The sequence below is a fragment of the Streptomyces justiciae genome (assembly GCF_015163075.1).
Lineage (GTDB): Bacteria > Actinomycetota > Actinomycetes > Streptomycetales > Streptomycetaceae > Streptomyces > Streptomyces justiciae.
Window position 1 is genome coordinate 298,269 of record NZ_JADDXU010000001.1, and the last position, 26,736, is coordinate 325,004.

20 protein-coding genes are annotated in these 26,736 nt (G+C 71.0%); 10 read left to right on the top strand and 10 right to left on the bottom strand.

Annotation, left to right across the window (positions count from 1 at the left end; genetic code table 11):
- Positions 1-22 precede the first annotated feature (22 nt).
- The 5 genes from IQ210_RS01400 to IQ210_RS01420 form a co-directional block, all read right to left on the bottom strand.
- Positions 23-607, bottom strand: coding sequence for a Uma2 family endonuclease (locus tag IQ210_RS01400; RefSeq protein ID WP_194075862.1), 585 nt, complete (start codon positions 605-607; stop codon positions 23-25).
- Between the two features lie 71 nt (positions 608-678).
- Entirely contained in the window at positions 679-1,839 is a 1,161-nt protein-coding gene (locus IQ210_RS01405; protein ID WP_194075864.1) for an acyl-CoA dehydrogenase family protein, read from the bottom strand.
- A 6-nt stretch (positions 1,840-1,845) separates the two neighbouring features.
- Positions 1,846-2,778, bottom strand: coding sequence for a hydroxymethylglutaryl-CoA lyase (locus IQ210_RS01410; RefSeq protein WP_194075866.1), 933 nt, complete (start codon positions 2,776-2,778; stop codon positions 1,846-1,848).
- Positions 2,775-4,763: an acetyl/propionyl/methylcrotonyl-CoA carboxylase subunit alpha gene (locus tag IQ210_RS01415; protein ID WP_194075868.1), complete on the bottom strand. Its 1,989-nt coding sequence runs from the start codon at positions 4,761-4,763 to the stop codon at positions 2,775-2,777. The genes IQ210_RS01410 and IQ210_RS01415 overlap by 4 nt, the downstream gene beginning before the upstream one ends.
- 6 nt (positions 4,764-4,769) lie before the next feature.
- Positions 4,770-6,386, bottom strand: a complete 1,617-nt coding sequence (locus tag IQ210_RS01420) for a carboxyl transferase domain-containing protein (protein ID WP_194075870.1) — start codon at positions 6,384-6,386, stop codon at positions 4,770-4,772.
- Positions 6,387-6,481: 95 nt separating this feature from the next.
- Here IQ210_RS01420 and IQ210_RS01425 point away from each other — a divergent pair, with 95 nt between their 5' ends.
- From IQ210_RS01425 to IQ210_RS01440, 4 genes are all read left to right on the top strand, one after another.
- On the top strand, positions 6,482-7,075 hold the full coding sequence (locus IQ210_RS01425; RefSeq protein WP_194075872.1) for an SACE_7040 family transcriptional regulator: 594 nt from the start codon (positions 6,482-6,484) through the stop codon (positions 7,073-7,075).
- A 110-nt stretch (positions 7,076-7,185) separates the two neighbouring features.
- A complete protein-coding gene (locus tag IQ210_RS01430) occupies positions 7,186-8,343 on the top strand; it encodes an acyl-CoA dehydrogenase family protein (RefSeq protein ID WP_194075874.1) in 1,158 nt (385 codons plus the stop codon).
- 58 nt (positions 8,344-8,401) lie between these two features.
- On the top strand, positions 8,402-9,274 hold the full coding sequence (locus IQ210_RS01435) for an acyl-CoA thioesterase (RefSeq protein ID WP_194075877.1): 873 nt from the start codon (positions 8,402-8,404) through the stop codon (positions 9,272-9,274).
- A gap of 5 nt (positions 9,275-9,279) precedes the next feature.
- Positions 9,280-10,254, top strand: a complete 975-nt coding sequence (locus IQ210_RS01440) for a cation diffusion facilitator family transporter (RefSeq protein ID WP_194075879.1) — start codon at positions 9,280-9,282, stop codon at positions 10,252-10,254.
- 12 nt (positions 10,255-10,266) lie between these two features.
- On the opposite strand, the gene IQ210_RS01445 is transcribed toward IQ210_RS01440, so the two are convergent.
- Both IQ210_RS01445 and IQ210_RS01450 read right to left on the bottom strand, forming a co-directional pair.
- Entirely contained in the window at positions 10,267-11,055 is a 789-nt protein-coding gene (locus IQ210_RS01445) for a phosphatase (RefSeq protein ID WP_194075881.1), read from the bottom strand.
- Positions 11,056-11,117: 62 nt separating this feature from the next.
- Entirely contained in the window at positions 11,118-12,632 is a 1,515-nt protein-coding gene (locus IQ210_RS01450; protein WP_194075883.1) for a PucR family transcriptional regulator, read from the bottom strand.
- 191 nt (positions 12,633-12,823) lie between these two features.
- Between IQ210_RS01450 and IQ210_RS01455 the strand changes: the two genes are divergently transcribed.
- From IQ210_RS01455 to IQ210_RS01465, 3 genes are read left to right on the top strand one after another with little or no spacing between them, the layout of a single operon-like run.
- A complete protein-coding gene (locus tag IQ210_RS01455; RefSeq protein WP_194075886.1) occupies positions 12,824-14,281 on the top strand; it encodes a sodium:solute symporter in 1,458 nt (485 codons plus the stop codon).
- 57 nt (positions 14,282-14,338) lie between these two features.
- Entirely contained in the window at positions 14,339-15,310 is a 972-nt protein-coding gene (gene speB, locus IQ210_RS01460) for an agmatinase (protein WP_194075888.1), read from the top strand.
- The gene (locus tag IQ210_RS01465; protein WP_194075890.1) at positions 15,307-16,992 is read left to right on the top strand and encodes a thiamine pyrophosphate-binding protein; all 1,686 of its coding nucleotides are present in this window, start codon (positions 15,307-15,309) and stop codon (positions 16,990-16,992) included. Before speB ends, IQ210_RS01465 begins: the two co-directional genes overlap by 4 nt.
- 308 nt (positions 16,993-17,300) lie before the next feature.
- On the opposite strand, the gene IQ210_RS01470 is transcribed toward IQ210_RS01465, so the two are convergent.
- Both IQ210_RS01470 and IQ210_RS01475 read right to left on the bottom strand, forming a co-directional pair.
- On the bottom strand, positions 17,301-18,104 hold the full coding sequence (locus IQ210_RS01470) for an endonuclease I family protein (protein WP_194075892.1): 804 nt from the start codon (positions 18,102-18,104) through the stop codon (positions 17,301-17,303).
- Positions 18,105-18,303: 199 nt separating this feature from the next.
- On the bottom strand, positions 18,304-20,502 hold the full coding sequence (locus IQ210_RS01475) for a mannosyltransferase YkcB-related protein (protein ID WP_194075894.1): 2,199 nt from the start codon (positions 20,500-20,502) through the stop codon (positions 18,304-18,306).
- Positions 20,503-20,692: 190 nt separating this feature from the next.
- On the opposite strand from IQ210_RS01475, the gene IQ210_RS01480 reads away from it, so the two are divergent.
- Together IQ210_RS01480 and IQ210_RS01485 are read left to right on the top strand one after the other, a co-directional pair.
- Positions 20,693-21,535 (top strand): serine hydrolase, encoded by an 843-nt coding sequence (locus IQ210_RS01480; RefSeq protein WP_194075896.1) that lies wholly within the window; start codon positions 20,693-20,695, stop codon positions 21,533-21,535.
- A gap of 48 nt (positions 21,536-21,583) precedes the next feature.
- Entirely contained in the window at positions 21,584-22,615 is a 1,032-nt protein-coding gene (locus IQ210_RS01485; protein WP_194075898.1) for an esterase-like activity of phytase family protein, read from the top strand.
- A gap of 12 nt (positions 22,616-22,627) precedes the next feature.
- Here IQ210_RS01485 and IQ210_RS47810 read toward each other — a convergent pair whose 3' ends face one another.
- Complete coding sequence (locus IQ210_RS47810) at positions 22,628-22,762, bottom strand: hypothetical protein (RefSeq protein ID WP_256780980.1); 135 nt, start codon at positions 22,760-22,762, stop codon at positions 22,628-22,630.
- A gap of 157 nt (positions 22,763-22,919) precedes the next feature.
- Between IQ210_RS47810 and IQ210_RS01490 the strand changes: the two genes are divergently transcribed.
- Positions 22,920-26,621 carry an ABC transporter ATP-binding protein gene (locus IQ210_RS01490; protein WP_322656295.1) on the top strand — a complete coding sequence of 1,234 codons (3,702 nt, stop codon included), beginning with the start codon at positions 22,920-22,922 and terminating at the stop codon, positions 26,619-26,621.
- The last annotated feature ends 115 nt before the right edge of the window (positions 26,622-26,736 follow it).

Consider the following 26,736-nt stretch of genomic DNA (forward strand, 5'->3'; position numbering starts at 1 on the left):
CCGCTGCACAGTCGCCCGGCCCTCAGCCGACGCCGTTCCCTGCCTTGCCGTAGCGGCGGAAATCCGCCGTCTCGACCGTCCAGGGGCCGAACGGGACCGCGTCTCCGAAGATGTACGGGTCCTTGCGGCTGTAGCGGTTCTTGCACGGGTCCGAGTGCACTTCGATGGTGCCGGTGCGAGGGTCGACGATGAGGTAGTGCGCGATACCCATGGCAGGGTATTCGGCGAGCTTCTCGCCGTAGTCGTTGTTCGGGTTGGACGGCGAGACGATCTCGATGACGGCCAGCACTTCCGTGGCGTCCACGGCCAGGTCCTCTTCGTCGAGTACGTGCTCCGGGATGACGACGGCATCGGGGCGGCGCATGCGGCCGATCGCTGGGTGTTCGATCTCGGGGCCGTTCGCGCAGATGTAGCCGGGGTGGGTGGTGAGGAGCTGCTCGTCCAGTTGCTCCCGGATGCGGCGGATCGTGCCCTGGTGGCGCTTCGACGGGCACGTCATCGCCAGTACCGGTCCCGACGGGCCGATCTCCACGATCCAGGCACCCTCAAGGCGCTCTGCGTACGCCTCAAGCTCCTCGGCGATCATGCGCATCTTGGCGTAGTCCATACGCCAACGGTATGGATGCGGGCCGCCGTCGCCCCGCATCCATACGGCGCGGGTCGACGGCGCCCGGAGGCTCAGCCCACCAAGCCCAACTCCCGAGCGATCAGCATCCGCTGTACCTCGCTCGTCCCCTCCCCGATCTCCAGGATCTTGGAGTCGCGCCACATGCGGGCCACCGGGTACTCGTTCATGAAGCCGTAGCCGCCGTGGACCTGGGTCGCGTCCCGGGCGTTGTCCACCGCGATCGTGGACGAGTAGAGCTTGGCGAGGGCCGCTTCCTTCTTGAAGGGCTCGCCTGCCACCAGCCTCGACGCCGCGTCCCGCCAGGCCAGACGGGCGGTGTGGGCCTTCATCTCCATGTCCGCGATCTTGAACTGGATGGCCTGGTTCGCGCCGATCGGCTTGCCGAAGGCGTGGCGTTCCTTCGCGTACTTCACCGACTCGTCCACGCAGCCCTGCGCCAGGCCCGTCGACAGCGCCGCGATCGCGATGCGGCCCTCGTCCAGGATGCGCAGGAACTGGGCGTAGCCCCTGCCCTCCTCGCCCAGCAGGTTCGTCGCGGGGACGCGGACGTCCGCGAAGGACAGTTCACGCGTGTCTGACGCGTTCCAGCCCACCTTCGAGTACGGCGCCGCCACCGTGAAGCCCGGGGTGCCCGAGGGGACGATGATCGAGGAGATCAACGGCTTGCCGTCGGGCTTGCGGCCTGTCACCGCCGTCACCGTCACCAAGCCCGTGATGTCCGTGCCCGAGTTGGTGATGAAGCACTTCGTGCCGTTGATCACCCATTCCCCGGTCGACTCGTCCAGGCGAGCCGTCGTGCGCGTCGCGCCCGCGTCGCTGCCGCCGTCCGGTTCCGTCAGGCCGAACGCGCCCAGGATCTCGCCCGAGCACAGACGCGGGAGCCACTCCTGCTTCTGGGCCTCCGTGCCGTAGAGGTGCAGGGGCATGGCGCCCAGGGACACCCCTGCCTCCAGCGTGATCGCCACCGACGAGTCGACCCTCGCCAGCTCCTCCAGCGCCACGCCCAGCGCCATGTAGTCGCCGCCCATACCGCCGTACTCCTCGGGGAACGGCAGTCCGAACAGGCCCATGCGGCCCATCTCGCGGACGATCTCGTAGGGGAACTCGTGGTGTTCGTAGTAGTCGGCGATCTTCGGGGCTACGACGTCGTGCGCGAACTCCTCCACCGTGCGGCGGAGTTCTTCGAGTTCGGGGGAGAGTCGGTGGTCCATCGCGGGTCACTGCTCCTTGTGGGACAGGGCTCGAACGGTGCGGGAAGGGCTGGGTCGGCCCAGGTGGTCGGCCATCCACTCGCTGGTGGCGACGAGACGGTCGAGGTCGACTCCGGTGTCGATGCCGAGACCCTGCAGCATCCACACGAGGTCTTCGGTGGCGAGGTTGCCGGTGGCTGACTTGGCGAACGGGCAGCCGCCGAGGCCGCCCGCGGAGGCGTCGACCGTGGTGACGCCGTGCAGCAGCGCCGCGTACGTGTTGGCGAGCGCCTGGCCGTACGTGTCGTGGAAGTGCACGCCGAGCACGGACGTCGAGACGCCCTCCTCGTTCAACGCCCGCAGCAGCGCCCGTACGTGGCCCGCCGTCGCCACGCCGATCGTGTCGCCCAGGCTCAACTCGTCGCAGCCCATGTCGAGCAGCGCCCGGCAGACCTGCACGACCTGCGGCACCGGGACCGGGCCCTCCCATGGGTCGCCGAAGCACATGGAGAGGTAGCCGCGGACATGCACGCCCGCATCCTTCGCGCGCGCCACCGTCGGCTCGAACATGGCCAGCGCCTCGTCCAGCGTGCGGTTGAGGTTGGCCTTCGCGAACGACTCGCTGGCGCTGGCGAAGACCGCCACCCGGGTCGCTCCCAGCGCCAGGGCGCGCTCCAGACCGCGTTCGTTCGGGACCAGTACCGGAAGGTCCGCCTTCACGTCGGCCAGCCGCGGGAACAGCTGCTCCGCGTCCGCCAGTTGGGGCACCCACTTGGGGTGGACGAAGCTCGTCGCCTCGATCGTCGTCAGGCCCGCGTCGGCCAGGCGGTGGATGAACTCCGCCTTGACGTCCGTCGGGACGCTCGACTTCTCGTTCTGCAACCCGTCGCGCGCGCCGACCTCATGGATGCGGACCCGCGACGGCAGGCCTTCCTGCGGTACGACCATGGGGAGTGTCATGTCTCGTCCTCCACGGGGGTGATGACGGCCAGCACCTGGTCCATCGCGACCGTCGTGCCCGGCTTGACGTCCAGTTCGGCGACCGTGCCCGCGTGCGGGGCGGAGATGACGTGCTCCATCTTCATCGCCTCCACCACCAACAGGCTCTGTCCGGCCGCCACTTCGTCCCCCACGGCGACCTTCACCACCGTCACCGTCCCCGGCATGGGCGCGGTGAGCGAGTCGGCGCCCGCGTGGGCCGCGCCGGACAGGGACGCCGCCACCGGGTCGTGGTCCCGTACGTGCCACGCGTCGCCGTCGCGGCCCAGCCACGTGCCGTCCGGCAGGGCGGTGAAGGTGTGCGCGACGCCGTCGAGGAGGCAGGTGAATCGGCCCGCCGAGGCGGCGGTCGCGGTCCCGCGCAGGGGCGTCTCGGCGTCGCCCACGAGCACTTCGGTGCCGCCGTCCGGTGTGCTGCGCACGCGCACGATCACCGGCTCGTGGCCCGGCACGCGCAGCGGGTGTGCCGTCCAGGCCCGCTCGCCGCCCAGCCGCCAGCCGTTCGCCGCGGCGAACGGGTCGGCCCACCCGCTGTCCTCGGCCGGGGCGAGCGCCGCCTGGCGCAGCAGCGCCGCCGCCGCGTACACCTCTGCGGGCACCGCGTCGGCCACGAGCCCATCGACCTCGCGTTCGACCAGCCCCGTGTCCAACTGCCCCGCGACCACATCCGGATGGGCCAACAGCCTCCGCAGGAACCCCGCGTTGGTCTGCACGCCCAGCGTCACCGTGTCCGCCAGCGCCGCGCGGAGCTTGCGCAGGGCCGTCGCGCGGTCGGGGCCGTACGCGATCACCTTGGACAGCATCGGGTCGTACAGGCTGCCGACCTCCACACCCTCGCTGAGCCCGGAGTCCGTACGTACGCCCTCGCCCTGCGGCTCGTGCAACCGCAGCACCGTGCCGCCGGAGGGGAGGAAGCCGCGGGCCGGGTCCTCCGCGCACAGGCGCGCCTCGATCGCGTGGCCCGTGAGCCGTACGTCGTCCTGTCCGAACGGCAGCGGCTCCCCCGCCGCCACCCGCAGCTGCCACTCCACCAGGTCCAGGCCCGTGATGAGTTCGGTGACCGGGTGCTCGACCTGGAGGCGGGTGTTCATCTCCATGAAGTAGTACGACGACGGGTCGCCGCCGGGGACGATGAACTCCACCGTGCCCGCGCCCCGGTAGCCGCACGAGCGGGCCGCCTGGACCGCCGCCTCGCCCATCGCCGCGCGCGTGGCCTCGTCCAGGAGGACCGACGGGGCCTCCTCGATGATCTTCTGGTGGCGGCGCTGGAGGGAGCACTCGCGTTCGCCGAGGTGGACGACGTTGCCGTGGCCGTCCGCCAGGACCTGGATCTCGATGTGCCGGGGGCGGTCGATCCACCGCTCCACCAGGAGCGTGTCGTCGCCGAAGGAGGCGCGGGCCTCGCGGCGGGCCGCGGCGATCTCCTCGTCCAGCACGGACAGATCGCGGACCAGCCGCATGCCCTTGCCGCCACCGCCGGCGGAGGGCTTGAGCAGGACCGGAGCGCCCAATTCCAGGGCGGCGGAAGCCAGTTCCGGGTCACGGCCGCCCGGCACCACCGGCACCCCCGCCGCGGCCACCGTCTCCTTGGCCCGGATCTTGTCGCCCATCAGGGAGATGGCGTCCGCGGGCGGGCCGATGAAGACCAGCCCGGCGTCGGCGCACGCGCGCGCGAAGGCCGCGTTCTCGGCGAGGAAGCCGTAGCCGGGGTGGACGGCCTGGGCGCCCGTCGACGCGGCGGCCTCCAGCAGCCGCTCCACCGACAGATAGCTCTCGGCGGCCGGTGCCGGGCCCAGTCGTACCGCCGTGTCGGCCTCCCGTACGTGCCGGGCGTCCGCGTCGGCGTCGGAGAAGACGGCCACCGAGCGCACGCCCAGGGAGCGCAGGGTACGGATGACGCGGACCGCGATCTCGCCCCGGTTGGCGACAAGCACTGTGTCAAACATGGGTCCTCACATCCGGAAGACGCCGAACTGGGGGTCACCCAGGGGCGCGTTGGCGCAGGCGGTCAGGGCCAGGCCCAGCACCTGGCGGGTCTCCAGGGGGTCGATGACCCCGTCGTCCCACAGGCGGGCCGTCGCGTAGTAGGCATTCCCCTGGCGGTCGTACTGCGCACGGATCGGGTCCTTGAAGGCCTCCTCGTCCTCCGCGGGCCAGTCCTCGCCGCGCGCCTCCAACTGGTCCCGCTTGACGGTCGCGAGGACCGACGCGGCCTGTTCGCCGCCCATGACGGAGATCTTGGCGTTGGGCCACATCCACAGGAAGCGGGGGGAGTAGGCCCGGCCGCACATGGAGTAGTTGCCCGCGCCGTACGAGCCGCCGACCACGACCGTCAGCTTCGGCACGCGCGTGCAGGCGACGGCCGTGACCATCTTCGCGCCGTGCTTGGCGATGCCACCGGCCTCGTACGAACGCCCCACCATGAACCCGGAGATGTTCTGCAGGAACACCAGCGGGATGCCGCGCTGGTCGCACAGCTCGATGAAGTGGGCGCCCTTCTGGGCGGACTCGGAGAACAGGATGCCGTTGTTGGCGACGATGCCGACCGGGTGGCCGTGGATGCGGGCGAAGCCGGTGACGAGGGTCTGCCCGAACTCGGACTTGAACTCCGAGAAGCGGGAGCCGTCGACCACGCGCGCGATGATCTCGCGTACGTCATAAGGGGTGCGGGAGTCGACGGGGACGGCGCCGTAGAGACCGTACGGATCGACCTTCGGCTCGACGGCCGGCTCCACGGACCACGGGAGCGCCCCGCGCGCGGGGAGCGTGGCGACGATGTTGCGCACGATCCGCAGCGCGTGCGCGTCGTCCTCCGCGAGGTGGTCGGTCACGCCGGACACGCGCGCGTGCACCTCGCCGCCGCCCAGCTCCTCTGCCGTGACGACCTCGCCGGTCGCGGCCTTCACCAGGGGCGGGCCACCCAGGAAGATCGTGCCCTGGTTGCGGACGATGACGGCCTCGTCGCTCATCGCGGGGACATAGGCGCCACCGGCCGTACAGGAGCCGAGGACGGCGGCGATCTGCGGGATGCCGACGCCGGACATCCGGGCCTGGTTGTAGAAGATCCGCCCGAAGTGCTCGCGGTCGGGGAAGACCTCGTCCTGCATGGGCAGGAAGGCCCCGCCGGAGTCCACGAGGTAGAGACAGGGGAGCCGGTTCTCCAGGGCGACTTCCTGGGCGCGCAGGTGCTTCTTCACCGTCATCGGGTAGTACGTGCCGCCCTTGACGGTCGCGTCATTGGCGACGATCACGCACTCACGCCCGCTGACCCGGCCGATCCCGGCGATCACCCCGGCGGCCGGGGCCTGGCCGTCGTAGAGCCCGTCGGCGGCGAGGGGGGCCAGCTCCAGGAACGGCGAACCCGGATCGAGGAGCGTGTCCACCCGGTCGCGCGGCAGCAGCTTGCCGCGCGCGGTGTGCCGGGCGCGCGCCTTCTCACCCCCGCCCAGCGCCGCCGCGGCCAGCTTCCCGCGCAGCTCCCCGACGAGTGCGAGGTGGGCTTCCTCGTTGGCCCGCCAGGCCTCCGACGCGGGGTCCGCCCCGCTCGTCAGCTCCGGTGCCTCGTGCATCCTGCGGTCCCCTCACCCAGTGGTCGACTGTTAATGAGCGTTAACCATTTCCTTCAGGTTAACGACCGCTAACCTCCCTGTCTAGAATTGCTTGCATGGCCACCAGAACCGACGCCCCCACCCGCCGCGAGCAGATCCTCAAGGAGGCCGCTCGACTCTTCGCCGAGCGCGGCTTCCACGGCGTCGGCGTGGACGAGATAGGGGCCGCCGTCGGCATCAGCGGCCCCGGCCTCTACCGCCACTTCGCCGGCAAGGACGCGATGCTGGCGGAGCTGCTGGTGGGGATCAGCGAGCAGCTGCTGCGGGGCGCGAAGCGACGGCTGGCCGAGGCGGACGGCTCCTCGGCGGCGGACGTCCTCGACTCCCTCATCGAGGGCCACATCGACTTCGCCCTGGACGACCGGCCACTGATCACCTTGCACGACCGCGAGTTGGACCGCCTCCGCGACAGCGACCGCAAGCTGGTGCGGCAGCTTCAGCGGCAGTACGTCGAGCTGTGGGTGGGCGTCGTCCGCGAGGTGTACCCGACGCTGACGGAGCCCACCGCGCGATCCGCCGTGCACTCGGTCTTCGGGCTGCTGAACTCGACCCCGCACCTGGGGCGGCCGGGCGCGCTCCCGGGGCGGGGCGTCACGGCGGTACTGCTGCACCGGATGGCCCGAGGGGCGTTCGGGGCGGCGGGGGAGTGACGAGCGTTACGGACGGGTTCCCCTGGACGGCTCTCGCTACCGGCCGGTACCTTTAGCTTCTGAGCAAGCGCTTAGACAAGCGACCCTGGAGCCAGGTGGAGGTGGCGGCGGTGCGCCGTACGGTGTTCAACGAGGATCACGAGGCGTTCCGGGAGACCCTCCGGGCCTTCATCGAGGCCGAGGTCGTCCCCGTCTACGACGAGTGGTTCGCGGCCGGTCAGGCGCCGCGCGAGTTCTACTACAAGCTCGCCGAGCTGGGCCTGTTCGGCATCAACGTGCCGGAGGAGTTCGGCGGCGCCGGCATCGACTCGTACAAGTTCGAGGCCGTGATGTACGAGGAGACGGCCCGCGCGGGCGTCCACTTCGGCGGCTCCGGTGTGCACGTGCTGCTCGCCCTGCCGTACATCAAGATGCTCGCCACCGACGAGCAGAAGAAGCGCTACCTGCCGAAGTTCGTCTCCGCCGAGGAGATGTGGGCGCTGGCGATGACCGAGCCGGGCACCGGTTCCGACCTCGCGGGCATGAAGACCACCGCCAAGCTGAGCGAGGACGGCACGCACTACGTCCTCAACGGCGCCAAGACCTTCATCACCGGTGGCGTCCACGCCGACCGTGTGATCGTGGCCGCCCGTACCGCCGCCTCCACCGCCGAGGACCGCCGCCACGGCATCTCCCTCTTCGCCGTGGACACCAAGGCCGAGGGCTACTCGATCGGCCGCAAGCTCGACAAGCTGGGCCTGCGCACCTCCGACACCGCCGAGCTGGCGTTCGTCGACGTGAAGGTTCCGGTCGAGGACCTGCTCGGCGAGGAGAACAAGGGCTTCTACTACCTCGGCCACAACCTGGCGTCCGAGCGCTGGGGCATCGCCTTCGGCGCCTACGCGCAGGCCAAGGCCGCCGTCCGGTTCGCCCAGCAGTACGTCACGGACCGCACGGTCTTCGGCAAGCCGGTCGCCACCTTCCAGAACACCAAGTTCGAGCTGGCCGCCTGCAAGGCCGAGGTCGACGCCGCCGAGGCGGTCGCCGACCGCGCCACCGAGGCGCTGGACGCGGGCGAGCTGACCCCGGCCGAGGCCGCCTCCGCGAAGCTGTTCTGCACCGAGGTCGCGCACCGCGTCATCGACCGCTGCCTCCAGCTGCACGGCGGCTACGGCTTCATGAACGAGTACCCGATCGCCCGCCTGTACGCGGACAACCGCGTCAACCGGATCTACGGCGGCACGAACGAGATCATGAAGACGATCATCGCCAAGGACATGGGCCTGTAAGAACGCAGGACACGGGTCTGTAAGACCCCCGCAACCGCTGACCAGTAGAAATGACTGCATGAGTCAGGCACTACAGGGTCTCCTCGATCTGCTCGACCTCGAGCAGATCGAGGAGAACATCTTCCGCGGCCAGTCCCGGCCCGCCATCGTCCCGCGCGTCTTCGGCGGCCAGGTCGCGGCCCAGGCGCTCGTCGCCGCCGGGCGCACGGTCCCCGAGGACCGTCTCGCCCACTCTCTGCACGCGTACTTCCTGCGCACCGGGGACCCGGGCGCGCCGATCGTCTACACGGTCGAGCGCATGAACGACGGCCGCTCCTTCACCGCCCGCCGGGTCCTCGCCGTCCAGCACGGCCAGCCGATCTTCGCGCTGTCGGCGTCCTTCCAGAAGCACGAGGAAGGCTTCGACCACCAGGCCCCGATGCCGGCCGCCCCCGACCCCGCCACGCTCCCCACCTCCGCGGAGCGGCTGCGCGGCTACGACCACATCGCGCCGGACGTCATCGAGAAGTTCCTCGAGGCCCGCCAGGCGATCGACCTGCGGTACGTCGACGAGCCGCCGTACGGGAAGTTCGGCGAGCCGCGCGAGCCGCACTCGCAGGTCTGGTTCCGCACCAACGGCAAGCTCGCCGACGACCCCCTCCTGCACGTCGTCCTCGCCACCTACGTCTCCGACATGACCCTCCTCGACTCGATCCTGCTCGCGCACGGCCGCGGCGGCTGGGCGACCGGGGACGTCGTCGGTGCCTCCCTCGACCACGCGATGTGGTTCCACCGGCCCTTCCGCGCCGACGAATGGCTCCTGTACGACCAGGAGTCGCCGTCCGCGCACGGCGGCCGTGGGCTCGGTCAGGCGCGCATCTACACGCAGGACGGGCAGCTCGCCATCTCGGTGATCCAGGAAGGCGTGGTCCGGGCACCTCGGCAACACTGACGGGCATGACGGAAGCGGAAGCAGCGGAGCAGGGCGGCGGCGAGAGCACCTTCACGGTGATCGTGGCCGCCGTCGCCAACCTCGGGATCGCCCTCGCCAAGGCGGTCGCCGGTGTGATCAGTGGCTCCAGCGCGATGCTCTCCGAGGCCGCGCACTCGGTCGCCGACACCGTCACCGAGGTGCTCCTGCTCACCGCCCTCAAGCGCAGCGAGAAGCCCGCCGACGAGGACCACCCCCTCGGCTACGGCCCCGAACGGTACATCTGGGCCATGCTCGCCGCCGTAGCCACCTTCGTCGGCGGCGCGGTCTTCTCCCTCTACGACGGCATCCACACCCTCGTCGAGGGCGAGGAACTCGGCGACCCGCTCGTCTCGTACATCGTCCTCGGCGTCGCCTTCCTCCTGGAGGGCTACTCGCTGCGGACGGGACTGAAGCAGGCCCGCGGCGAGGCGGCCCGCTTCCGGGCGCCGTTCAAGCTCTACCTCCGGCACACCCCGGACACCGCCGTGAAGGCCGTCGTCCTGGAGGACTCGGCCGCGCTGATCGGCCTCGTGCTCGCCGCGGGCGGGCTGCTCGGCGGGCAGCTCACCGGTTCGGGCGTGTGGGACGGGGTCGCCTCGCTGCTCATCGGGGTGCTGCTGCTGGCCGTGGCGTGGGTGCTCGGGCGGTCCAACGCCGAGCTGCTGATCGGCCGCCCGCTGCCGAAGCCCATGCGGGAGCGGATCAGGGCCGAGCTGGTGGCGGTGGAGCACATCGAGGCCGTACTGGAGCTGACGACCCTGGTCCAGGGGCCGCGGGAGGCGCTGGTCGCCGCCAAGGTCGACTTCCGGGACGTGTCGACGGCGGCCCAGATCGAGTGGGCCTGTGAACAGGCCGAGCTGCGGCTGCGGGCCGTGTTCCCCGGCGTGACCAGGGTGTACCTGGACCCGACGCCGGGGCACGCGCAGCAGCGGACGGAGGGGTTGAACCCCTGGCCGTGAGCTGAGGGGGGCCTACTTGAGGCCCGCCTCCGCCAGCAGGTACGCCGTCATCGGGTCGTAGTGGCGCGGGCTGACGACGTGGTCGTCGAGGGGGACCGTCACCTGGACGGTGCCCTCCGCCTCGCCGAGGAAGAGGGCGGGGTCGTTGCAGTCGGCGTACCCGACGGAGTCCACGCCGTGCCGGCCGGCGTACCCGGCCCAGCCGTGGTCGGCGACGACCAGGTCGGGCAGCGGACGCCCCTCGCGCTCCAGGCCCGTCAGGATGGCCTTCATCGGCTCGCCGGAGTGGGTGTGCCACAGCGTGGCGCCGTGCTCCAGGACGGCCACGTCCGCGAACTGCATGACGTACCCCTCCTCGGTCTGCAACCCCTCCGGGATGACGACGATCTCGCAGCCGGCGGCCCGCAGCGCGGCGGCCGTGGAGTGGTGGACCTCCAGGAGCCCGCCCGGGTGACCGGTCGCGAACAGCACCCGCTGCTGCCCCTCGGCGGCCTTCCGCAGCCGTGCCGCCATCCGGTCCAGGCCGTCCACCGTCAGCTCGGGGTCAATGGTGTCCTGGCCGTACCGGTACTCGGGGTCGTCGTTCACACCCACCCGCTCCGCCATCACCGCGAGCACGTCCTGCTCGTCGCTCCAGCGGTCACCGAGCTCCAGGCCGAGCCAGTAGTGGCGGTTGCCGTTCGCGAGCTGACGGTAGTGCGAGAGGTTGTTCTCTCGGGGCGTCGCGACGTCGCCCGCGATGCGGGTCCTGACGAGGTGGTCGACGAGCTCGGCGCGGCTGGGAGTCCCGGGTATCGGCATGGGGTCCATTGTGAGGCAGGCCCCTGTGCCCGTGCCGGGTGTACCGGACGCTGGGACGCGGGTCACTCCCGCAGGGCGAACCACAACTCCATGCGTACGTCGGGGTCGTCGAGGTCGGCGTCGAGCAACGCCGCGCACTTGGCGACCCGCTGCCGCACGGTGTTGCGGTGCACGGCGAGCGCCACCGCCGTCCGGTCCCAACTCCCGTGCAAGGACAGCCAGGTGCGCAGGGTCTCCAGCAGGGCGGGGGAGCCGGCGATCGGCGCGAGCAGGGCACGGGCGTGCGCCTCGGCCTCGGCGGGCGGGACGAGCGCGGCGAGACCCGGCCGGCCGCCGTGCCGGACGAGGGCGGCACGGGTGGCGTGCGCACGGGCCAGAGCGCGGGCCGCCTGGGTGTCGGCCAGGGCCCAGTCACGCGGCTCGACGGCGGCACTGACCCCGAGGGTCCATCCGGGCTGCGGGGCGAGCGGCTCCCGCGCGGCGGGCACGAGCACCCGTACGACGTCCGCGGCGAGGTCGACGAGAGGCGAACCCAGCGCGGCGCCGAGCGCGGAGGCGGCGAGGGCCTGGCCGGGATCGCCGGTGGTCGGAACCGCGTGCACCACCACCCACCGCCCCTCCCCCAGCAGCACCGCCACCTCCTCCGGCCGGCCGCCCAGCAGCAGCCGTACCAGCGCCGAGGACCGGGCCGCTCCCGAGCCGCTCTGGTGCTCGCCGGTGAGGAGGGAGAGGAGGACGGCGGCGACGGAGGCGATGGTGTGGTCGCCGGGGTCGCGGGTCGGTGCGGCCACGCCGAGCACGAAGCCCTGCCCGGCACCGAGGGCGTAGGCGGCGAGATGGACGCCGGCGGTGGTGTGGGTGGCGGAGGTGGGGGTGCCGGGGCCGGAGGGGCGGACGACCTGGGCGAGCTCGGCCAGCGCGTCCCGGGCGGCGTCCCGCGTCGGGTGCCCCGCGTCTGCCGCGGGTCGGCCTGCCGCACGGGTCCCCGCCAACCGCCCCGCGCTCGCGATCTCCGTCCCCTCCGGCCCGTACAGCACCGCCCCACCCCCCACCCGCTGGGCCAGTTGCCGCAGGACGGACGGCACCGGGTCCGGGCGGGACGCGGCCGCGGCGAGGCTCTGCTGGGCCTCGGTCACGCGGCGGAGTTCGGCGAGCCGGGCCTGGGCCATGAGCTGCCAGACCGCGCGGGCCACGCCCGAGAAGGTGGTCTGCGGCGGCACCTCGATGAGCGGGAGTTCGTACGCGTCGCAGGCCGCCACCAGCGCGCGCGGGACCGTGTCGTGCACCGGCGCCACGCCGAAGCCCAGCGCCGCGCCGCCCGCCGCCACGATCCGCGCGACGTAGTCGTCGAAGTACGCCCCCGACCCCGCCGCCTCCGGCACGTGCACGCCCGCCGTCAGCAGCAGCTCGCCGCCCAGCAGATACGGGTACGGGTCGGCCATCTCCGAGGTGTGCGCCCAGTGGATGACGGTGGCCGGGTCGACCGGGCCCGCGATCTGCCGCAGCGCGAGGTCCTCGCGGGCCAGCAGTGCGGCCAGCGGGACGGGTGGGGTGGGCGGGACGGCCGGGTCCGGCATGGTGTGCGTTTCCTTCACTCCGAACGGCCTGGGTGGATGAAACGTACACTTCGCAGCCGCTTTCCGGCCACCTAATGTCAGTCCCGACCGGCAGCCGCGGGTACGGGCGGATGTCCCCGCGAGCCCCTGCCGTCGTCCCCACCCCCCTCTGCACGACACGCCACCGGGATGTTCGCGAAGGAGGCCCCCACATGGCCATCGACTACACAGTCATCGTCGTCTATCTGCTCGGCATGCTGGCCATGGGCTGGTGGGGCATGCGCCGCGCCAAGTCCAAGAGCGAGTTCCTGGTCGCGGGGCGCCGCCTGGGTCCCGCCATGTACTCCGGCACCATGGCCGCGATCGTCCTCGGCGGCGCCTCCACCATCGGCGGCGTCGGCCTCGGCTACCAGTACGGCCTCTCCGGCGCCTGGATGGTCTTCACCATCGGCCTCGGCCTCCTGGCTCTCTCCGTCTTCTTCTCGGCCCGCATCGCGCGCCTGAAGGTCTACACCGTCTCCGAGATGCTGGATCTCCGGTACGGCGGCCGGGCGGGCGTCATCTCCGGCGTGGTCATGTGGGCGTACACCCTCATGCTCGCGGTCACCTCGACCATCGCCTACGCGACGATCTTCGACGTCCTCTTCGACATGAACCGGACCGTCGCGATCATCCTCGGCGGCTCGATCGTCGTCGCGTACTCGACGCTCGGCGGCATGTGGTCGATCACCCTCACCGACATGGTGCAGTTCGTGGTGAAGACGGTCGGCGTGCTGCTCCTGCTGCTCCCCATCGCGGTCGTCAAGGCGGGCGGCTTCAGCGAGATGAAGGACCAGCTGCCCACCTCGTACTTCGACCCGCTGGGCATCGGGGGCGAGACGATCTTCACGTACGTCCTGATCTATACGTTCGGCATGCTCATCGGTCAGGACATCTGGCAGCGCGTCTTCACCGCCCGCAGCGACCGGACGGCCAAGTGGGGCGGCACGGTCGCGGGCACCTACTGTCTCGCGTACGCCCTCGCCGGCGCCGTCATCGGCACGGCCGCCAAGGTCCTCTACCCCAAGCTCGGCAGCGCCGACGACGCCTTCGCCACCATCGTCAAGGACGAACTCCCGGTCGGCGTACGGGGCTTGGTGCTGGCCGCCGCGCTCGCCGCCGTGATGTCGACGTCGTCCGGCGCGCTGATCGCCTGCGCGACCGTCGCCAACAACGACATCTGGTCGCGGCTGCGCGGCAAGGTCACGGGTGGCGAGCGTGACGAGGTGGCGGGCAACCGCGCCTTCATCCTCATCATGGGCGTCGGTGTCATCGGCACGGCCATCGCGCTCAACAACGTCGTCGAGGCGCTGACGGTGGCGTACAACCTGCTCGTCGGCGGGCTCCTCGTCCCGATCCTCGGCGGCCTGCTGTGGAAGCGCGGCACCGTCCACGGCGCGCTCGCCTCCGTGATCGTCGGCGGCCTCGCGGTCATCGGCCTGATGGCGGGCTACGGCATCCTCGCCAACGAGCCCGTCTACTACGGCCTGCTGGCGTCCCTCGCCGCCTACGTGGCCGTGTCCCTGGCGACCCCCGCGACCGACGAGGCCGTCCTCACCGCCTGGCGCGAGCGGCTGGCCGGCCGGGGTGCCCCCGAACTCGTGTCCGAACCGGTCCCGGCTCCCCAGTAGAGTCGGGGACGTATTCCGTACATACGCGATGAAGCGTAGGAAAGAAGGCATTACCTCATGAGCAGCAACGAGACGCCCCGCGGCCCCGTCGACTCCTCCCGCATCCCGCGGTACGCCGGCCCCGCGACCTTCGCCCGGCTGCCCCGCCTCGACGAGGTCGGCCGCGCCGACGTCGCCGTCGTGGGCGTGCCGTTCGACTCGGGCGTCTCGTACCGGCCGGGCGCCCGCTTCGGCGGCAACGCGATCCGCGAGGCGTCCCGGCTGCTGCGCCCCTACAACCCGGCGCAGGACGCGTCCCCGTTCGCCCTGGCGCAGGTCGCGGACGGCGGGGACATCGCGGTGAACCCGTTCAACATCAACGAGGCCGTGGAGACGATCGAGGCGGCGGCGGACGAGCTGTTGGGGACGGGCGCGCGGCTCATGACCCTCGGCGGCGACCACACCATCGCGCTGCCGCTCCTCCGCTCGGTCGCGAAGAAGCACGGCCCGGTCGCCCTGCTGCACTTCGACGCCCACCTCGACACCTGGGACACCTACTTCGGCGCGGAGTACACGCACGGCACGCCTTTCAGGCGCGCGGTGGAGGAGGGCATCCTCGACACGTCGGCGTTGTCCCACGTGGGTACGCGCGGGCCCCTCTACGGCAAGCAGGACCTGACCGACGACGAGAAGATGGGCTTCGGCATCGTCACGTCCGCGGACATCTACCGCCGCGGCGCCGACGAGGTCGCCGACCAGCTGCGCCAGCGCATCGGTGACCGCCCCCTCTACATCTCCATCGACATCGACTGCCTGGACCCGGCCCACGCGCCCGGCACGGGCACGCCGGAGGCGGGCGGCATGACGTCGAGGGAGCTGCTGGAGATCCTGCGCGGCCTGGCTGGGTGTCATCTGGTCTCGGCCGACGTCGTCGAGGTGGCCCCCGCGTACGATCACGCGGAGATCACGTCGGTGGCCGCGTCCCACACGGCGTACGAACTGACCACGATCATGTCCCGCCAGATCGCCCAGGAGAAGGCAGCGAAGTGACCCACGACCACGACCTGGTGCTCCGCCCCACGGAGGCCCAGACCGCCGCCGCCCTCAACCCGCCCGCCGGCCGGAACGGCGGAGACCTGGTCGTGGAGACGCTGGCCGCGCTCGGCACGACGACGGTCTTCGGCCTGCCGGGCCAGCACGCGCTCGGCATGTTCGACGCGCTGCGGCGCAGCGATCTGCGCTATGTGGGCCTGCGGGTGGAGAACAACGCGGGGTTCGCGGCGGACGCGTACGGCCGGATCACCGGCGAGGCGGCCCCGCTGCTCCTCTCGACGGGGCCGGGCGCGCTGACGTCGCTGGCGGCGTTGCAGGAGGCGGCGGCGGCATCGGCGCCGGTGTTGGCGATCAGCAGCCAGATCCCCACGGCGGGGTTGGGCGGCGGCCGCCACGGCTACCTGCACGAACTCCCGGACCAGTCCGCCTCCTTCCGCGGTGTGGTGAAGTCGGTCCACACCGTGCGCACCCAGTCCCAGATCCCGTCCGCGATCGAGGCGGCCTGGAAGTCGGCCCTGACGGCCCCGCACGGTCCGGTGTGGGTGGAGATTCCGCAGGACGTGCTGCTGGCTCCCACGCTGATCCCGGTGGTGACGGGCGGCGACGCGTTCCCGGAGGAGTTGCCGCCGCGGGTCGAACTGACGGCGGTGGCGGCGGAGTTGCTGTCGAAGGCGGCCCGCCCGGCGATCATCGCGGGTGGCGGGGTCGTACGGTCCGACGCGAGCGGGAAGCTGCGTCAGCTGGCGGAGGTGTTGCAGGCCCCGGTGGTGACGACGCCGGGCGGCAAGGGTGCGTTCCCCTGGAACCACCCCCTGTCCCTCCAGTCCTGGATCGAGGACCGGTACGTCACGGACTTCCTGGAGGAGGCGGACGTACTGCTGGTAGTGGGCTCGGGCCTGGGCGAACTGTCGTCCAACTACCACACGTTCAAGCCCCGCGGCCGGGTCATCCAGATCGAGGCGGACCTCGGCAAGCTGGAGTCCAACCACCCGGCGCTGGGCATCCACGCGGACGCGCGGCTGGCGTTGCAGGCGCTGCTGGAGACGGTGGAGGAGCGGGAGGACGTCCACGCGGGGGAACGAGTTCGCGGGGTGCTGGAGCGGGTGGCCGCGCGTATCGCCTCCCAGGAACTCACCCTGGAACAAGACGTGTTGGCGTCGGTACGGCGAGCCCTTCCTTCTGATTCTCCCTCCTTCTGGGACATGACGATCCTGGCGTACTGGGCCTGGTCCGCCTTCGACGCCAAGGGCCCCAACCTCCTCCACTCCGCCCAGGGCGCGGGCGGCCTCGGCTACGGCTTCCCGGCGGCGCTGGGAGCGGCGGTGGCCGACCCGACGCGGCCGGTGCTGGCGGTGTCGGGGGACGGGGGTGCGCTGTACTCGATCGCGGAGTTGGCCACCGCCCGCCAGTACGACCTGAACGTGACGTGGCTGATCGTCGACGACGGCGGTTACGGCATCCTGCGCGAGTACATGACCGACGCGTTCGGCGAGGCCACGGCGACGGAGCTGACGCGACCGGACTATGTGGCGCTGGCGGAGTCGTTCGGGGTGCCGGGGGTGCGGACGTCGGCGGAGACGCTGGAGACGGACCTGGCGAAGGCGTTGGGCGAGCCGGGGCCTTCGGTGGTGGTGCTGTCGGCGGTGCTGCGGATGTTCGCGGCTACGCATCTGGGCTGAGCGGGAAGCGGGATCTCCGCCCAGGTCGCCTTTCTGATGCCGTGGAGGCGGGGGCAGGGCGACCTCCACGCGCAGGCGGCCGTCGTACTGTTCGAAGCCTTCCAGGCGTCAGGGCATCCACCTCGGCGGAGGAACTCGCCGGGATGACTGCAGCACTGGCCGCCGCCCTGAAATCCTCGGTCGATACCGAAGAACCACCGAGCTCTGACGCACAGTCGCCGCCAGAGGGCGGCTGAGCCGACCGCCCCCGTCCCGGCGTCGTTTCGCAGTGACGCCCGCGACGGAGGCGGCTCAGGTGTGGCGCGTTCCTACCAGATCGCCTCGACCCACTCCGGGTGGTCGATGAACGGGTTGCGGTTGTGCTGATAGGTGTCGTAGATGACCTGGTTGCGGCGCTCCTCGAAGGCGCTCGGCGGGTCCGCCTCGTTCCACGCCTTCAGGACGGAGAGCTTGCCCATGTACGGGTTGGAGCCGTTGCCGACCTTCTCGTTGGGCTCCAGGTCGGCGAAGCCGTCGTCACCCTCGTAGCGCACGGCCATGTAGAGGATCATGCGGGCCACGTCGCCCCGGTCCGCGGCGCGCGGCGCGAAGGAGTCGGAGTCGACGGTGCTGCCGCCGCCGTTGGTGACGGTGCTGCCGCCGTTGTCGAAGTCCAGGTTGCCGCGGATGCTGTTGACCTGGACGTCACAGGCGCGCAGGTGGTGCAGGTCGGTGCCGGGGCCGGTGACCTCGCCGAAGTCGCCGTGCGACTTGGCCCAGGTGTGCTCACGGTTCCAGTCGCCGACGTCACCGCCGTTGAGGGACTTGCTGCGCGAGACGCCGCTGTACAGCAGCAGGACGTTGCTGGTGTTGTTCGGGTCCTGGTCCGTGACCTTGAGCGCGTCCCAGACCGCGGAGTACGAGATCTTCGACTGACTGCTGATGATCGTGTGCAGGGAGGACTTGAGGCTCGTCCCCGTCTTGCCGATCGCGTTCTTGTAGTACGTCGAGTCGTACGCGGTGGTCGTGGCGGCGGCCGGGGTCGCGGTGAGCGCCGGGGCGCAGAGGCCGGCCATGACGGCGGCCGTGGCCAGGGCCACCGACTTCCAGCGCCGTATGCGTGTCGCCAGCATAAAGAGAGTCCCATCTACGCGGGTTGAATGGAGGCGGCAAGCGAGAGAGTGACATGGACATGCGGCCGTGTAAATGGAATCTGCGTGTCCATTGGGTGACCGGAAACGGCAAATCAGCCCTTGTCTACGCGAGTTGACACGTGACAAAGGCCCCCGACCGGATGGTCGGGGGCCTTTGAGGGAGAGAGGCGTCAGGAAGTCAGCTGACGTCCGAGGCGTCCAGGCGGTAGATCGTGGACGACGAGGTGGAGGTGTCCGACGTCGACTCCGACGTCGAACTCGTGCTGTACTCGCTCGCCTTCACCGCCGTGCCGTTCTTCTGCACCCAGCTGGTGATCTCCTGGTTGAGGCTGCTGTTGCCGCCCATACCGCCACCGCCGAGCTGGATGTAGTGCAACTCGCCCTTCTTCACCAGCTCCTTGAGCTTGGCCAGGGTCATCGCCTGGTCGGAGCCGGTGAAGCCCCACATGGAGATGACGGGCTTGTGCGTGCTCAGGATCAGCTGGCCGGCGCTCTGCGAGTTGGAGACCGCGAGCAGCCACTTCGCGCCGTCCTGGTGCTTCTCCAGGTAGGCGATCAGCTCGCTGTCGACGCTGCCGCCGCCCATGGGGCCACCGCCGCCACCACCGCCACCGCCGAAGCCGCCGCTGGGAGCGCCGCCCGTACCGCCGTTGCCGCCGGGAGCCGTACCGCCGCCCGGGAACTCCCCGTTCGCGCCGCCGGGTGCACCACCGCCCTGCGGAAGCTCGCCGCCACCGCCACCGGGCTGCATCTGGCCGCCACCGCCGCCGGGGAACTCCCCGCCCGCCTGACCGCTGCCCTGCTGACCTCCGGGACGGCCGCCACCGCCACCAGGCCCGCCCATGCCGTTCCCGGTCGAGGGGCCCGCCGTGGGATTGGTGCCTCCCATGCCGCCGGTCGTGGAGTCGAAGGCCGGCGACGCGGCGTACGCCGTCGGACCGGCGAGGCCCGCCACGACCGCCGCGGCAACGGACACGGCCAGCAGCCGGGCCCGGGTCCCGGAACCCGCCGTACGGAAGACGAACAGGCCCACGATCGCGAGCACCATGACCACGCCGACGACCGGCCACAGCCAGGTGTTCCAGCCGGTGGCGCGGCGCAGCAGCACGATCGCCCAGACACCGGTGACCGCGAGGCCCGCGGGCAGCACCCACGACCAGCGGGCGTCACCGCCGCGGAAGGCACGCCACAGCATGACGCCGCCGCCACCGCACAGCGCCGCGATGCCCGGGGCGAGCGCGGTCGTGTAGTACGGGTGCATGGTGCCCTCGGCCATCGCGAAGGTCAGGTAGTGCAGCACCAGCCAGCCGCCCCACAGGACGAGCGCGGCCCGTGTCATGTCCGTGCGCGGGGCCCGGCCGCACAGCACCAGACCGGCGACGAGCGCGAGGAAGGCGAAGGGGATCAGCCAGGAGATCTGGCCGCCGAGGACGTCGTTGAACATCCGCCCGATCCCCGCGGTGCCGGCGAAGGTGCCGCCTCCGCCCCCGCCACCGCCGTTGCCCTCGCCGCCGAGGACCCGGCCCAGGCCGTTGTAACCCATGATCAGGTCCCAGGCGGAGCCGTCGGTGGAACCGCCGATGTACGGCCGGTCGTCGGCCGGGACCAGCGAGACGGCCGTGGCCCACCAGAAGCTGGCGACGGCCAGCGCGACGGCGGCCAGGGCCAGGTTGACGACCTTCTTCTTCCAGCCGAGCTTCGAGGCGTAGACGTACACGGCGAAGACGGCGGGCAGGGCGATGTAGCCCTGGAGCATCTTGGTGTTGAAGGCGAGCCCGAACAGGACCGCGGAGCCGAGGAGCGGCAGCAGCTTGTCGGTGCGTACGGCGCGCAGGGCGAGGGCCGCGCCGCCGACCATCAGCAGGACCAGGATGGTGTCGGGGTTGTTGTCGCGGTTGATCGCGACCGTGATCGGGGTGAGCGCGAGGACCAGCGCGGCGATCGCGGCGGCCGCGTGCCCGAAGGCCCGCTTCACGGAGCTGTGCAGGATCCAGATCGTGCCGAGCGCGGCGGCGATCTCGGGCGCCATCATCTGCCAGGTGCCGAAGCCGAACACGCGGCACGACAGGCCCATGACCATCAGGGCGAACGGCGGCTTGTCGACGGTGATGAAGTTGCCCGCGTCGAGCGAGCCGAAGAACCAGGCCTTCCAGCTCTGCGTACCGCTGTAGATCGCCGAGCTGTAGAAGCTGTTCAGGCTGCTGCCGGACAGGTTCCAGGCGTACAGGACGCCCGCCAGGACCAGGATCGCGAGCAGCGCGGGCAGCGACCAGCGGGGGGCCTTGTCCGGGGGTGCCGCCGGTGGGGAGGGCGGCGGCCAGTCGGGAGAAACGGCCGTGGTCTCGGTGTGGGGGTGTGGATCGGTGGCAGATGTCACCCGAGCATGGTGCGAAGCCGGGGTGAGCGTGCGCTGTGCCGTACCTGGCCCTTGCCTGTGAATTCACCAAGGAGCGGGTAACGGCTCCCCAATCAGCGGCTCAAAGCAGCCCACCCCGCGCCACATCACCTTCGGAATACGCTTCGAACACGCATGCAACCTTTCACTCCCGTCCGTGAGTCAAGAGGGCATGACTCACGGCATATCCAGACGCGCCAGATGGGTGGCAGGGGGCGCGCTCGTCGCGTGCGTGGCCGCCGCCGCACCCGCCACCGCCGCCACGGCCCCCACCGTCAGCTGTACGTCGTCCAAGGCGGGCCTCGCCGACAAGCTGAAGCGGGACATCACCTCGGCCCTCGCCAACCGTAAGGGCACGATCGCCGTCGGCCTCTACGACCGCAGCACCAAGACCACCTGCACGCTGCGCGCTTCGTCGGCCTACGACTCCGCGAGCGTCGTCAAGGTGACCGTCCTCGCCACGCTGCTGTGGGACGCGAAGCTGCACAACCGCTATCTCACCGACCGCGAGACCACCCTCGCCAAGGCCATGATCACCAAGTCGGACAACACCGCGACCAGCACCCTGTGGAAGCAGCTGGGCCTGACGAAGATCAAGGGATTCCTGAGCGCGGCCGGCATGACCCAGACCAAGCCCGGCGCCAACGGCTACTGGGGCCTGACCCAGATCACGGTCACCGACGAGCAGAAGCTGCTCAAGCTGATCACCGCGTCGAACACGGTCCTGAGCGACAACTCCCGCACGTACATCCGGAAGTTGATGGGCCAGGTCATCTCCTCGCAGCGCTGGGGCACCCCGTACGGCGCCCCCTCCGACGTCCTCGTGCACGTCAAGAACGGCTGGCTGCAACGGTCCACGCACGGCTGGCGCGTCCACAGCGTCGGCACCTTCAAGGGCGGCGGCCACGACTACATGATCACGGTGCTCACGCACGACAACAGCACCATGAACTACGGCATCACGACCATCCAGGGCGTGGCGAAGGTGATCCACAAGGATCTGGCGGCCAGTTGACCGCTGCCGGTCTCCCGTTCGTCACCAACTGCTCCTACGGTGACGCCCATGCGCCTGAGAACCGTACTCGCGACCGTCACCGCCGGCCTGGCGGCGGCCACCACCTGCCTGTCAGCCGGGGGCCCCGCCGCCGCCAACACCCCCTCGGCCCACGCCTGTTCGCCCGCCGTCTCGATCGACCGCTTCTCCGACGCGCTCGACAAGACGTCGTACGACGGGACGTTCGTCGGCAACTTCTCCGCGCTGGCGGTGGACCGGGACGGCTCGCTCGCGGCGCTCTCCGACCGGTCGTCGCTGTTCTCGCTGGACGCGCGGACCCTCGCCCCCAGGGGCGTGGTGCCGCTCGCCGACGAGAACGGCGCCGCCCTCGACTCCGAGGGCCTGGTGATCGACCGGGACGGCACCCGGCTGGTGACGTCGGAGACGGAGCCGTCCATCCGCCGCTACAGCGAGGACGGGCACATCCTCGACCGCCTGCCGGTGCCGGACGCGCTGCGGGTGGCACCGGCGGGACGGGCGGTCTCCAACGGCACGTTCGAGGGGCTGACGTGGTTCCGCGGGGGCCGGTCCTTGCTGGCGTCGATGGAGTACGCCCTGTCCGGCGACACCTCGGGCGCGGTCCGCTTCCAGACCTGGCGGCGGAACGGTGCGGGCTTCGCCCTGTCGACCCAGTACGCCTACCAGCCCGACGCCGGCCTCGGCGTCCCCGAGGTCCAGTCCCTCCCAGACGGCCGCCTCCTCGTCCTGGAGCGCGGCTTCACGTCCGGCGTCGGCAACACGGTCCGCCTCTACCTGGCCGACCCGCGCCACGCCACGGACACGAGCGGGGTGGAGAACCTGACGGGCCAGGACGGCGTACGGCTGGTGAGGAAGACCCTCCTCGCGGACATCGCCGCCTGCCCCACCCTCGGCGCCACCGCCAAGCAGCCCCAGCCGAACCCGCTCCTCGACAACATCGAGGGCATGACGGTCACGGGCCGGAGCAAGGGTGGCTTCAAGGTGCTGCTGGTGAGCGACGACAACCAGAACGCGGTGCAGACGACGCGGTTCTACTACCTGAGCGTCAAGCCCGCGCGCTGACCGGACAGGAGATCACCAGGGAATCGGCCTCATCGTCGAGAGCGACACCAGAAGAAAGATCGCGAGGGGCACGAGCACGAGGAGGACGAACGCCGCGACGGCCTTCATCCACCCTGGTGTTCTGCCCCGGGGGCCTTCGGTCGGCATGCGCACACCGTAACCCCGCGAAGCCGCCGGGTGAGGTGAAGATCTGCCTTCCCCGTCCTCGCCCCCTTCCCCCGAAATGTTGCGGCGGGATGAAATCCAAGCCCCTCCGCGTTGTGCCCTTCCGGCACACCAGCGGAGCGGAGTGGAGGACGGGCACGTGAGACAGCGGGGATGGGCACGGCGGCTGGCCGGATACGCCTGGCGGTATCCGAAGGACGTCGTCCTGGCCCTGGGGTCGAGCCTCGCCGGTATGGCGGTCATGGCGCTCGTGCCGCTGATCACGAAGGTGATCATCGATGACGTCATCGGTGATCACAGCCGGGACATGGCCCCCTGGGCCGGGATGCTCATCGGCGCCGCCGTGCTCGTGTACGTGCTCACCTACATCCGTCGCTACTACGGCGGCCGTCTCGCCCTCGACGTCCAGCACGACCTGCGGACCGAGATGTACGGCACGATCACGCGGCTCGACGGGCGGCGGCAGGACGAGCTGTCGACCGGGCAGGTCGTGGGGCGGGCCACCAGCGACCTCCAGCTGATCCAGGGCCTTCTCTTCATGCTGCCGATGACCATCGGCAACTTCGCCCTGTTCCTGATCTCCCTGGTCGTGATGGCCTGGCTGTCCATTCCGCTGACCCTGGTCGCTCTTGCCGTCGCGCCCGCCCTCGCCTGGATCGCGAAACGTTCCCGTAGCAAGCTGCACCCCGCCACCTGGTACGCGCAGGCCCAGGCCGCCGCCGTCGCCGGAGTGGTCGACGGTGCCGTGGGCGGCGTACGCGTGGTCAAGGGGTTCGGGCAGGAGGAGCAGGAGACCGGGAAGCTCCGGGAGGTCGGGCGGCGGCTCTTCGCGGGGCGGCTGCGGACCATCCGGTTCAATTCCAAGTACACCCCGGCCCTGCAAGCCGTCCCGGCGCTCGGGCAGGTCGCCATGCTCGCCCTCGGCGGCTGGCTGGCCGTGCGCGGGCACATCACCCTCGGCACGTTCGTCGCCTTCTCGACCTATCTCGCCCAGCTCGTCGGGCCGGTCCGCATGCTCGCCATGGTCCTCACCGTCGCCCAGCAGGCCCGCGCCGGCACCGAGCGGGTCCTGGAGCTGATCGACACCGAGCCGAGCATGAAGGACGGGGCCAAGGAGCTGCCCGCCGACGCTCCGGCCACCGTCGAGTTCGACGACGTCTCCTTCGGCTACGAGGACGGCCGCAACGTCCTCGACGGCCTCTCCTTCGAGATCCGGCCCGGTGAGACCCTCGCCGTCGTCGGCTCCTCCGGCTCCGGCAAGTCCACCGTCTCCCTCCTCCTGCCGCGCTTCTACGACGTCACCCACGGCGCCGTCCTCGTCGGCGGCCACGACGTCCGCGAGCTGACCCTCGACTCGCTGCGGGCCGCCATCGGGCTCGTCCCCGAGGACTCCTTCCTCTTCTCCGACACCGTCCGCAACAACATCGCGTACGGCCGTCCCGAGGCCACCCAGGAGCAGATCGAGACCGCCGCGCGTGCCGCCCAGGCGGACCGGTTCATCAGCGAGCTGCCCGAGGGCTACGACACCAAGGTCGGCGAGCACGGCCTCACCCTCTCCGGCGGCCAGCGCCAGCGCATCGCGCTCGCCCGCGCGATCCTCACCGACCCCCGCCTCCTCGTCCTCGACGACGCCACCTCCGCCGTGGACGCCCGCGTCGAGCACGAGATCCACGAGGCGCTGAGGCAGGTCATGGAGGGGCGGACCACGCTGCTCATCGCGCACCGCCGCTCCACCCTCAACCTCGCCGACCGCATCGCCGTCCTCGACCACGGCCGGCTCGCCGACATCGGCACCCACGCCGAGCTGGAGAAACGGTCCGCCCTCTACCGGCGCCTGCTCACCGACCCCGACGAACTCGGCGGCGTATCCCCCGGCCACGCCCAGCCCCTCGCCCCGGCCGAGGACACCTCCGTACGCGACGAACTGGACGCCGAGTTCGACGCCGAGCGCGGAGTGACCCCGCGGCTGTGGACCGGCGACCGGGAGCCGAAGGACACCGCGCTCTCCGGCACCCCGGCCACGCCCGAGCTGCTCGCCCAGGTGGAGGCGCTGCCTCCGGCGACCGACACCCCGGACATCGACGAGGCGCGGGCGGTCACGCCCGAGGAGTCGTACGGGCTGCGGCGGCTTCTCCGAGGCTTCGGCGCTCCCCTCCTCATCAGCCTCGGGCTCGTCGCCGTCGACGCCGGCATGGGACTGCTGCTGCCGATCCTGATCCGGCACGGCATCGACAGCGGCGTCGGCGAGATGGCCCTCGGCGCGGTCTGGGCGGCCTCGCTGCTCGGGCTGCTCACGGTCGCCGTGCAGTGGGCCGCGCAGGTCGGCGAGACGCGGATGACCGGGCGGACCGGCGAGCGGGTGCTGTACTCGCTCCGGCTGAAGATCTTCGCGCAGCTCCAGCGGCTCGGACTCGACTACTACGAGCGCGAGTTGACCGGCCGGATCATGACCAGGATGACGACGGACGTCGACGCCCTGTCCACCTTCCTGCAGACCGGGCTCGTCACCGCGTTCGTCTCCGTCGTCACCTTCTTCGGCATCATGGTCGCCCTGCTGGTGCTCGACGTGCAGCTGGCGCTGGTCGTCTTCGTGACGCTGCCGCCGCTGATCGTCGCCACGTACTTCTTCCGCAAGGCGAGCGTGAAGGCGTACGAACTCGCCCGTGAGCGGGTGTCGGTGGTCAACGCCGATCTCCAGGAGTCCGTCGCCGGGCTGCGGATCGTGCAGGCCTTCCGGCGCGAGCGGGACGGCGGGGCGCGGTTCACGGAGCGCAGCGACAGCTACCGGCAGGCCCGTATCCGGGGTCAGTGGCTCATCTCGGTCTACTTCCCGTTCGTGCAGCTGCTGTCATCGGTCGCCGCCGCGGCCGTTCTCATCGCGGGCGCCGGACGGATCGACGACGCGACCCTCACCACCGGCGCGCTGGTCGCGTATCTCCTCTACATCGACCTGTTCTTCGCGCCGGTGCAGCAGCTCTCCCAGGTCTTCGACGGCTACCAGCAGGCCACCGTGTCGCTGGGCCGCATCCAGGAACTGCTCCAGGAGCCGACCTCGACGAAGGCAGCGGACGAGCCGCTGGAGGTGCTCTCCCTGCGCGGTGAAGTCGCCTTCGAGGGCGTGCACTTCGCGTACGGCGACGACGAGGAGGCCCTGAGCGGGATCGAGCTGCGCATCCCCGCCGGGCAGACCGTCGCGTTCGTCGGCGAGACCGGCGCGGGCAAGTCGACCGTGGTGAAGCTGGTGGCGCGGTTCTACGACCCGACCGGCGGCCGGGTCACCGTCGACGGCACGGATCTGCGGGCGCTCGACCTCACCTCGTACCGGCACCGGCTCGGTGTCGTCCCGCAGGAGGCGTACCTCTTCCCGGGCACCGTCCGCGACGCCATCGCCTACGGCCGCCCCGACGCCACCGACGCCGAGGTGGAGGCGGCGGCCCGCGCGGTCGGCGCGCACGAGATGATCGCCACCCTCGACGGCGGCTACCTCCACGAGGTCGCCGAACGCGGCCGCAACCTCTCGGCCGGCCAGCGCCAGCTGATCGCGCTGGCCCGCGCGGAACTCGTCGACCCCGACATCCTGCTCCTCGACGAGGCGACGGCCGCCCTGGACCTGGCCACCGAGGCCCAGGTCAACCAGGCCACCGACCGACTCGCGGGCCGCCGTACGACCCTCGTGGTCGCCCACCGGCTGACGACCGCGGCGCGCGCGGACCGGGTGGTCGTGATGGATCACGGACGGGTCGCGGAGGACGGGACGCACGCGGAGCTGCTGGCGCTGGGCGGGCGGTACGCCGAGTTGTGGCGGACGTTCGTCGGGGAGGACGCCCCGGTGGTCGCCTGACGTCCGCCCGGCCGGGCGGATCATGGCCTGATCCCGTGACGGTCGTGCAACCATCCGACATACGTCGTGCGTCCGTACACCAGTACGCTCATCGCCGGGGTACGGGAGGGACCAC

What these genes read in the sequence shown, in the direction of transcription:
- IQ210_RS01410 (WP_194075866.1), bottom strand. Translation starts at nt 2,778, where the DNA reads ATGACACTCCCCATGGTCGTACCGCAGGAAGGCCTGCCGTCGCGGGTC.
- IQ210_RS47810 (WP_256780980.1), bottom strand. Translation starts at nt 22,762, where the DNA reads ATGCCGACCGAAGGCCCCCGGGGCAGAACACCAGGGTGGATGAAGGCC.
- IQ210_RS01405 (WP_194075864.1), bottom strand. Translation starts at nt 1,839, where the DNA reads ATGGACCACCGACTCTCCCCCGAACTCGAAGAACTCCGCCGCACGGTG.
- IQ210_RS01485 (WP_194075898.1), top strand. Translation starts at nt 21,584, where the DNA reads ATGCGCCTGAGAACCGTACTCGCGACCGTCACCGCCGGCCTGGCGGCG.
- IQ210_RS01400 (WP_194075862.1), bottom strand. Translation starts at nt 607, where the DNA reads ATGGACTACGCCAAGATGCGCATGATCGCCGAGGAGCTTGAGGCGTAC.
- IQ210_RS01420 (WP_194075870.1), bottom strand. Translation starts at nt 6,386, where the DNA reads ATGCACGAGGCACCGGAGCTGACGAGCGGGGCGGACCCCGCGTCGGAG.
- IQ210_RS01415 (WP_194075868.1), bottom strand. Translation starts at nt 4,763, where the DNA reads ATGTTTGACACAGTGCTTGTCGCCAACCGGGGCGAGATCGCGGTCCGC.
- IQ210_RS01455 (WP_194075886.1), top strand. Translation starts at nt 12,824, where the DNA reads ATGGCCATCGACTACACAGTCATCGTCGTCTATCTGCTCGGCATGCTG.
- IQ210_RS01435 (WP_194075877.1), top strand. Translation starts at nt 8,402, where the DNA reads ATGAGTCAGGCACTACAGGGTCTCCTCGATCTGCTCGACCTCGAGCAG.
- speB (WP_194075888.1), top strand. Translation starts at nt 14,339, where the DNA reads ATGAGCAGCAACGAGACGCCCCGCGGCCCCGTCGACTCCTCCCGCATC.
- IQ210_RS01425 (WP_194075872.1), top strand. Translation starts at nt 6,482, where the DNA reads ATGGCCACCAGAACCGACGCCCCCACCCGCCGCGAGCAGATCCTCAAG.
- IQ210_RS01450 (WP_194075883.1), bottom strand. Translation starts at nt 12,632, where the DNA reads ATGCCGGACCCGGCCGTCCCGCCCACCCCACCCGTCCCGCTGGCCGCA.
- IQ210_RS01445 (WP_194075881.1), bottom strand. Translation starts at nt 11,055, where the DNA reads ATGCCGATACCCGGGACTCCCAGCCGCGCCGAGCTCGTCGACCACCTC.
- IQ210_RS01470 (WP_194075892.1), bottom strand. Translation starts at nt 18,104, where the DNA reads ATGCTGGCGACACGCATACGGCGCTGGAAGTCGGTGGCCCTGGCCACG.
- IQ210_RS01440 (WP_194075879.1), top strand. Translation starts at nt 9,280, where the DNA reads ATGACGGAAGCGGAAGCAGCGGAGCAGGGCGGCGGCGAGAGCACCTTC.
- IQ210_RS01480 (WP_194075896.1), top strand. Translation starts at nt 20,693, where the DNA reads ATGACTCACGGCATATCCAGACGCGCCAGATGGGTGGCAGGGGGCGCG.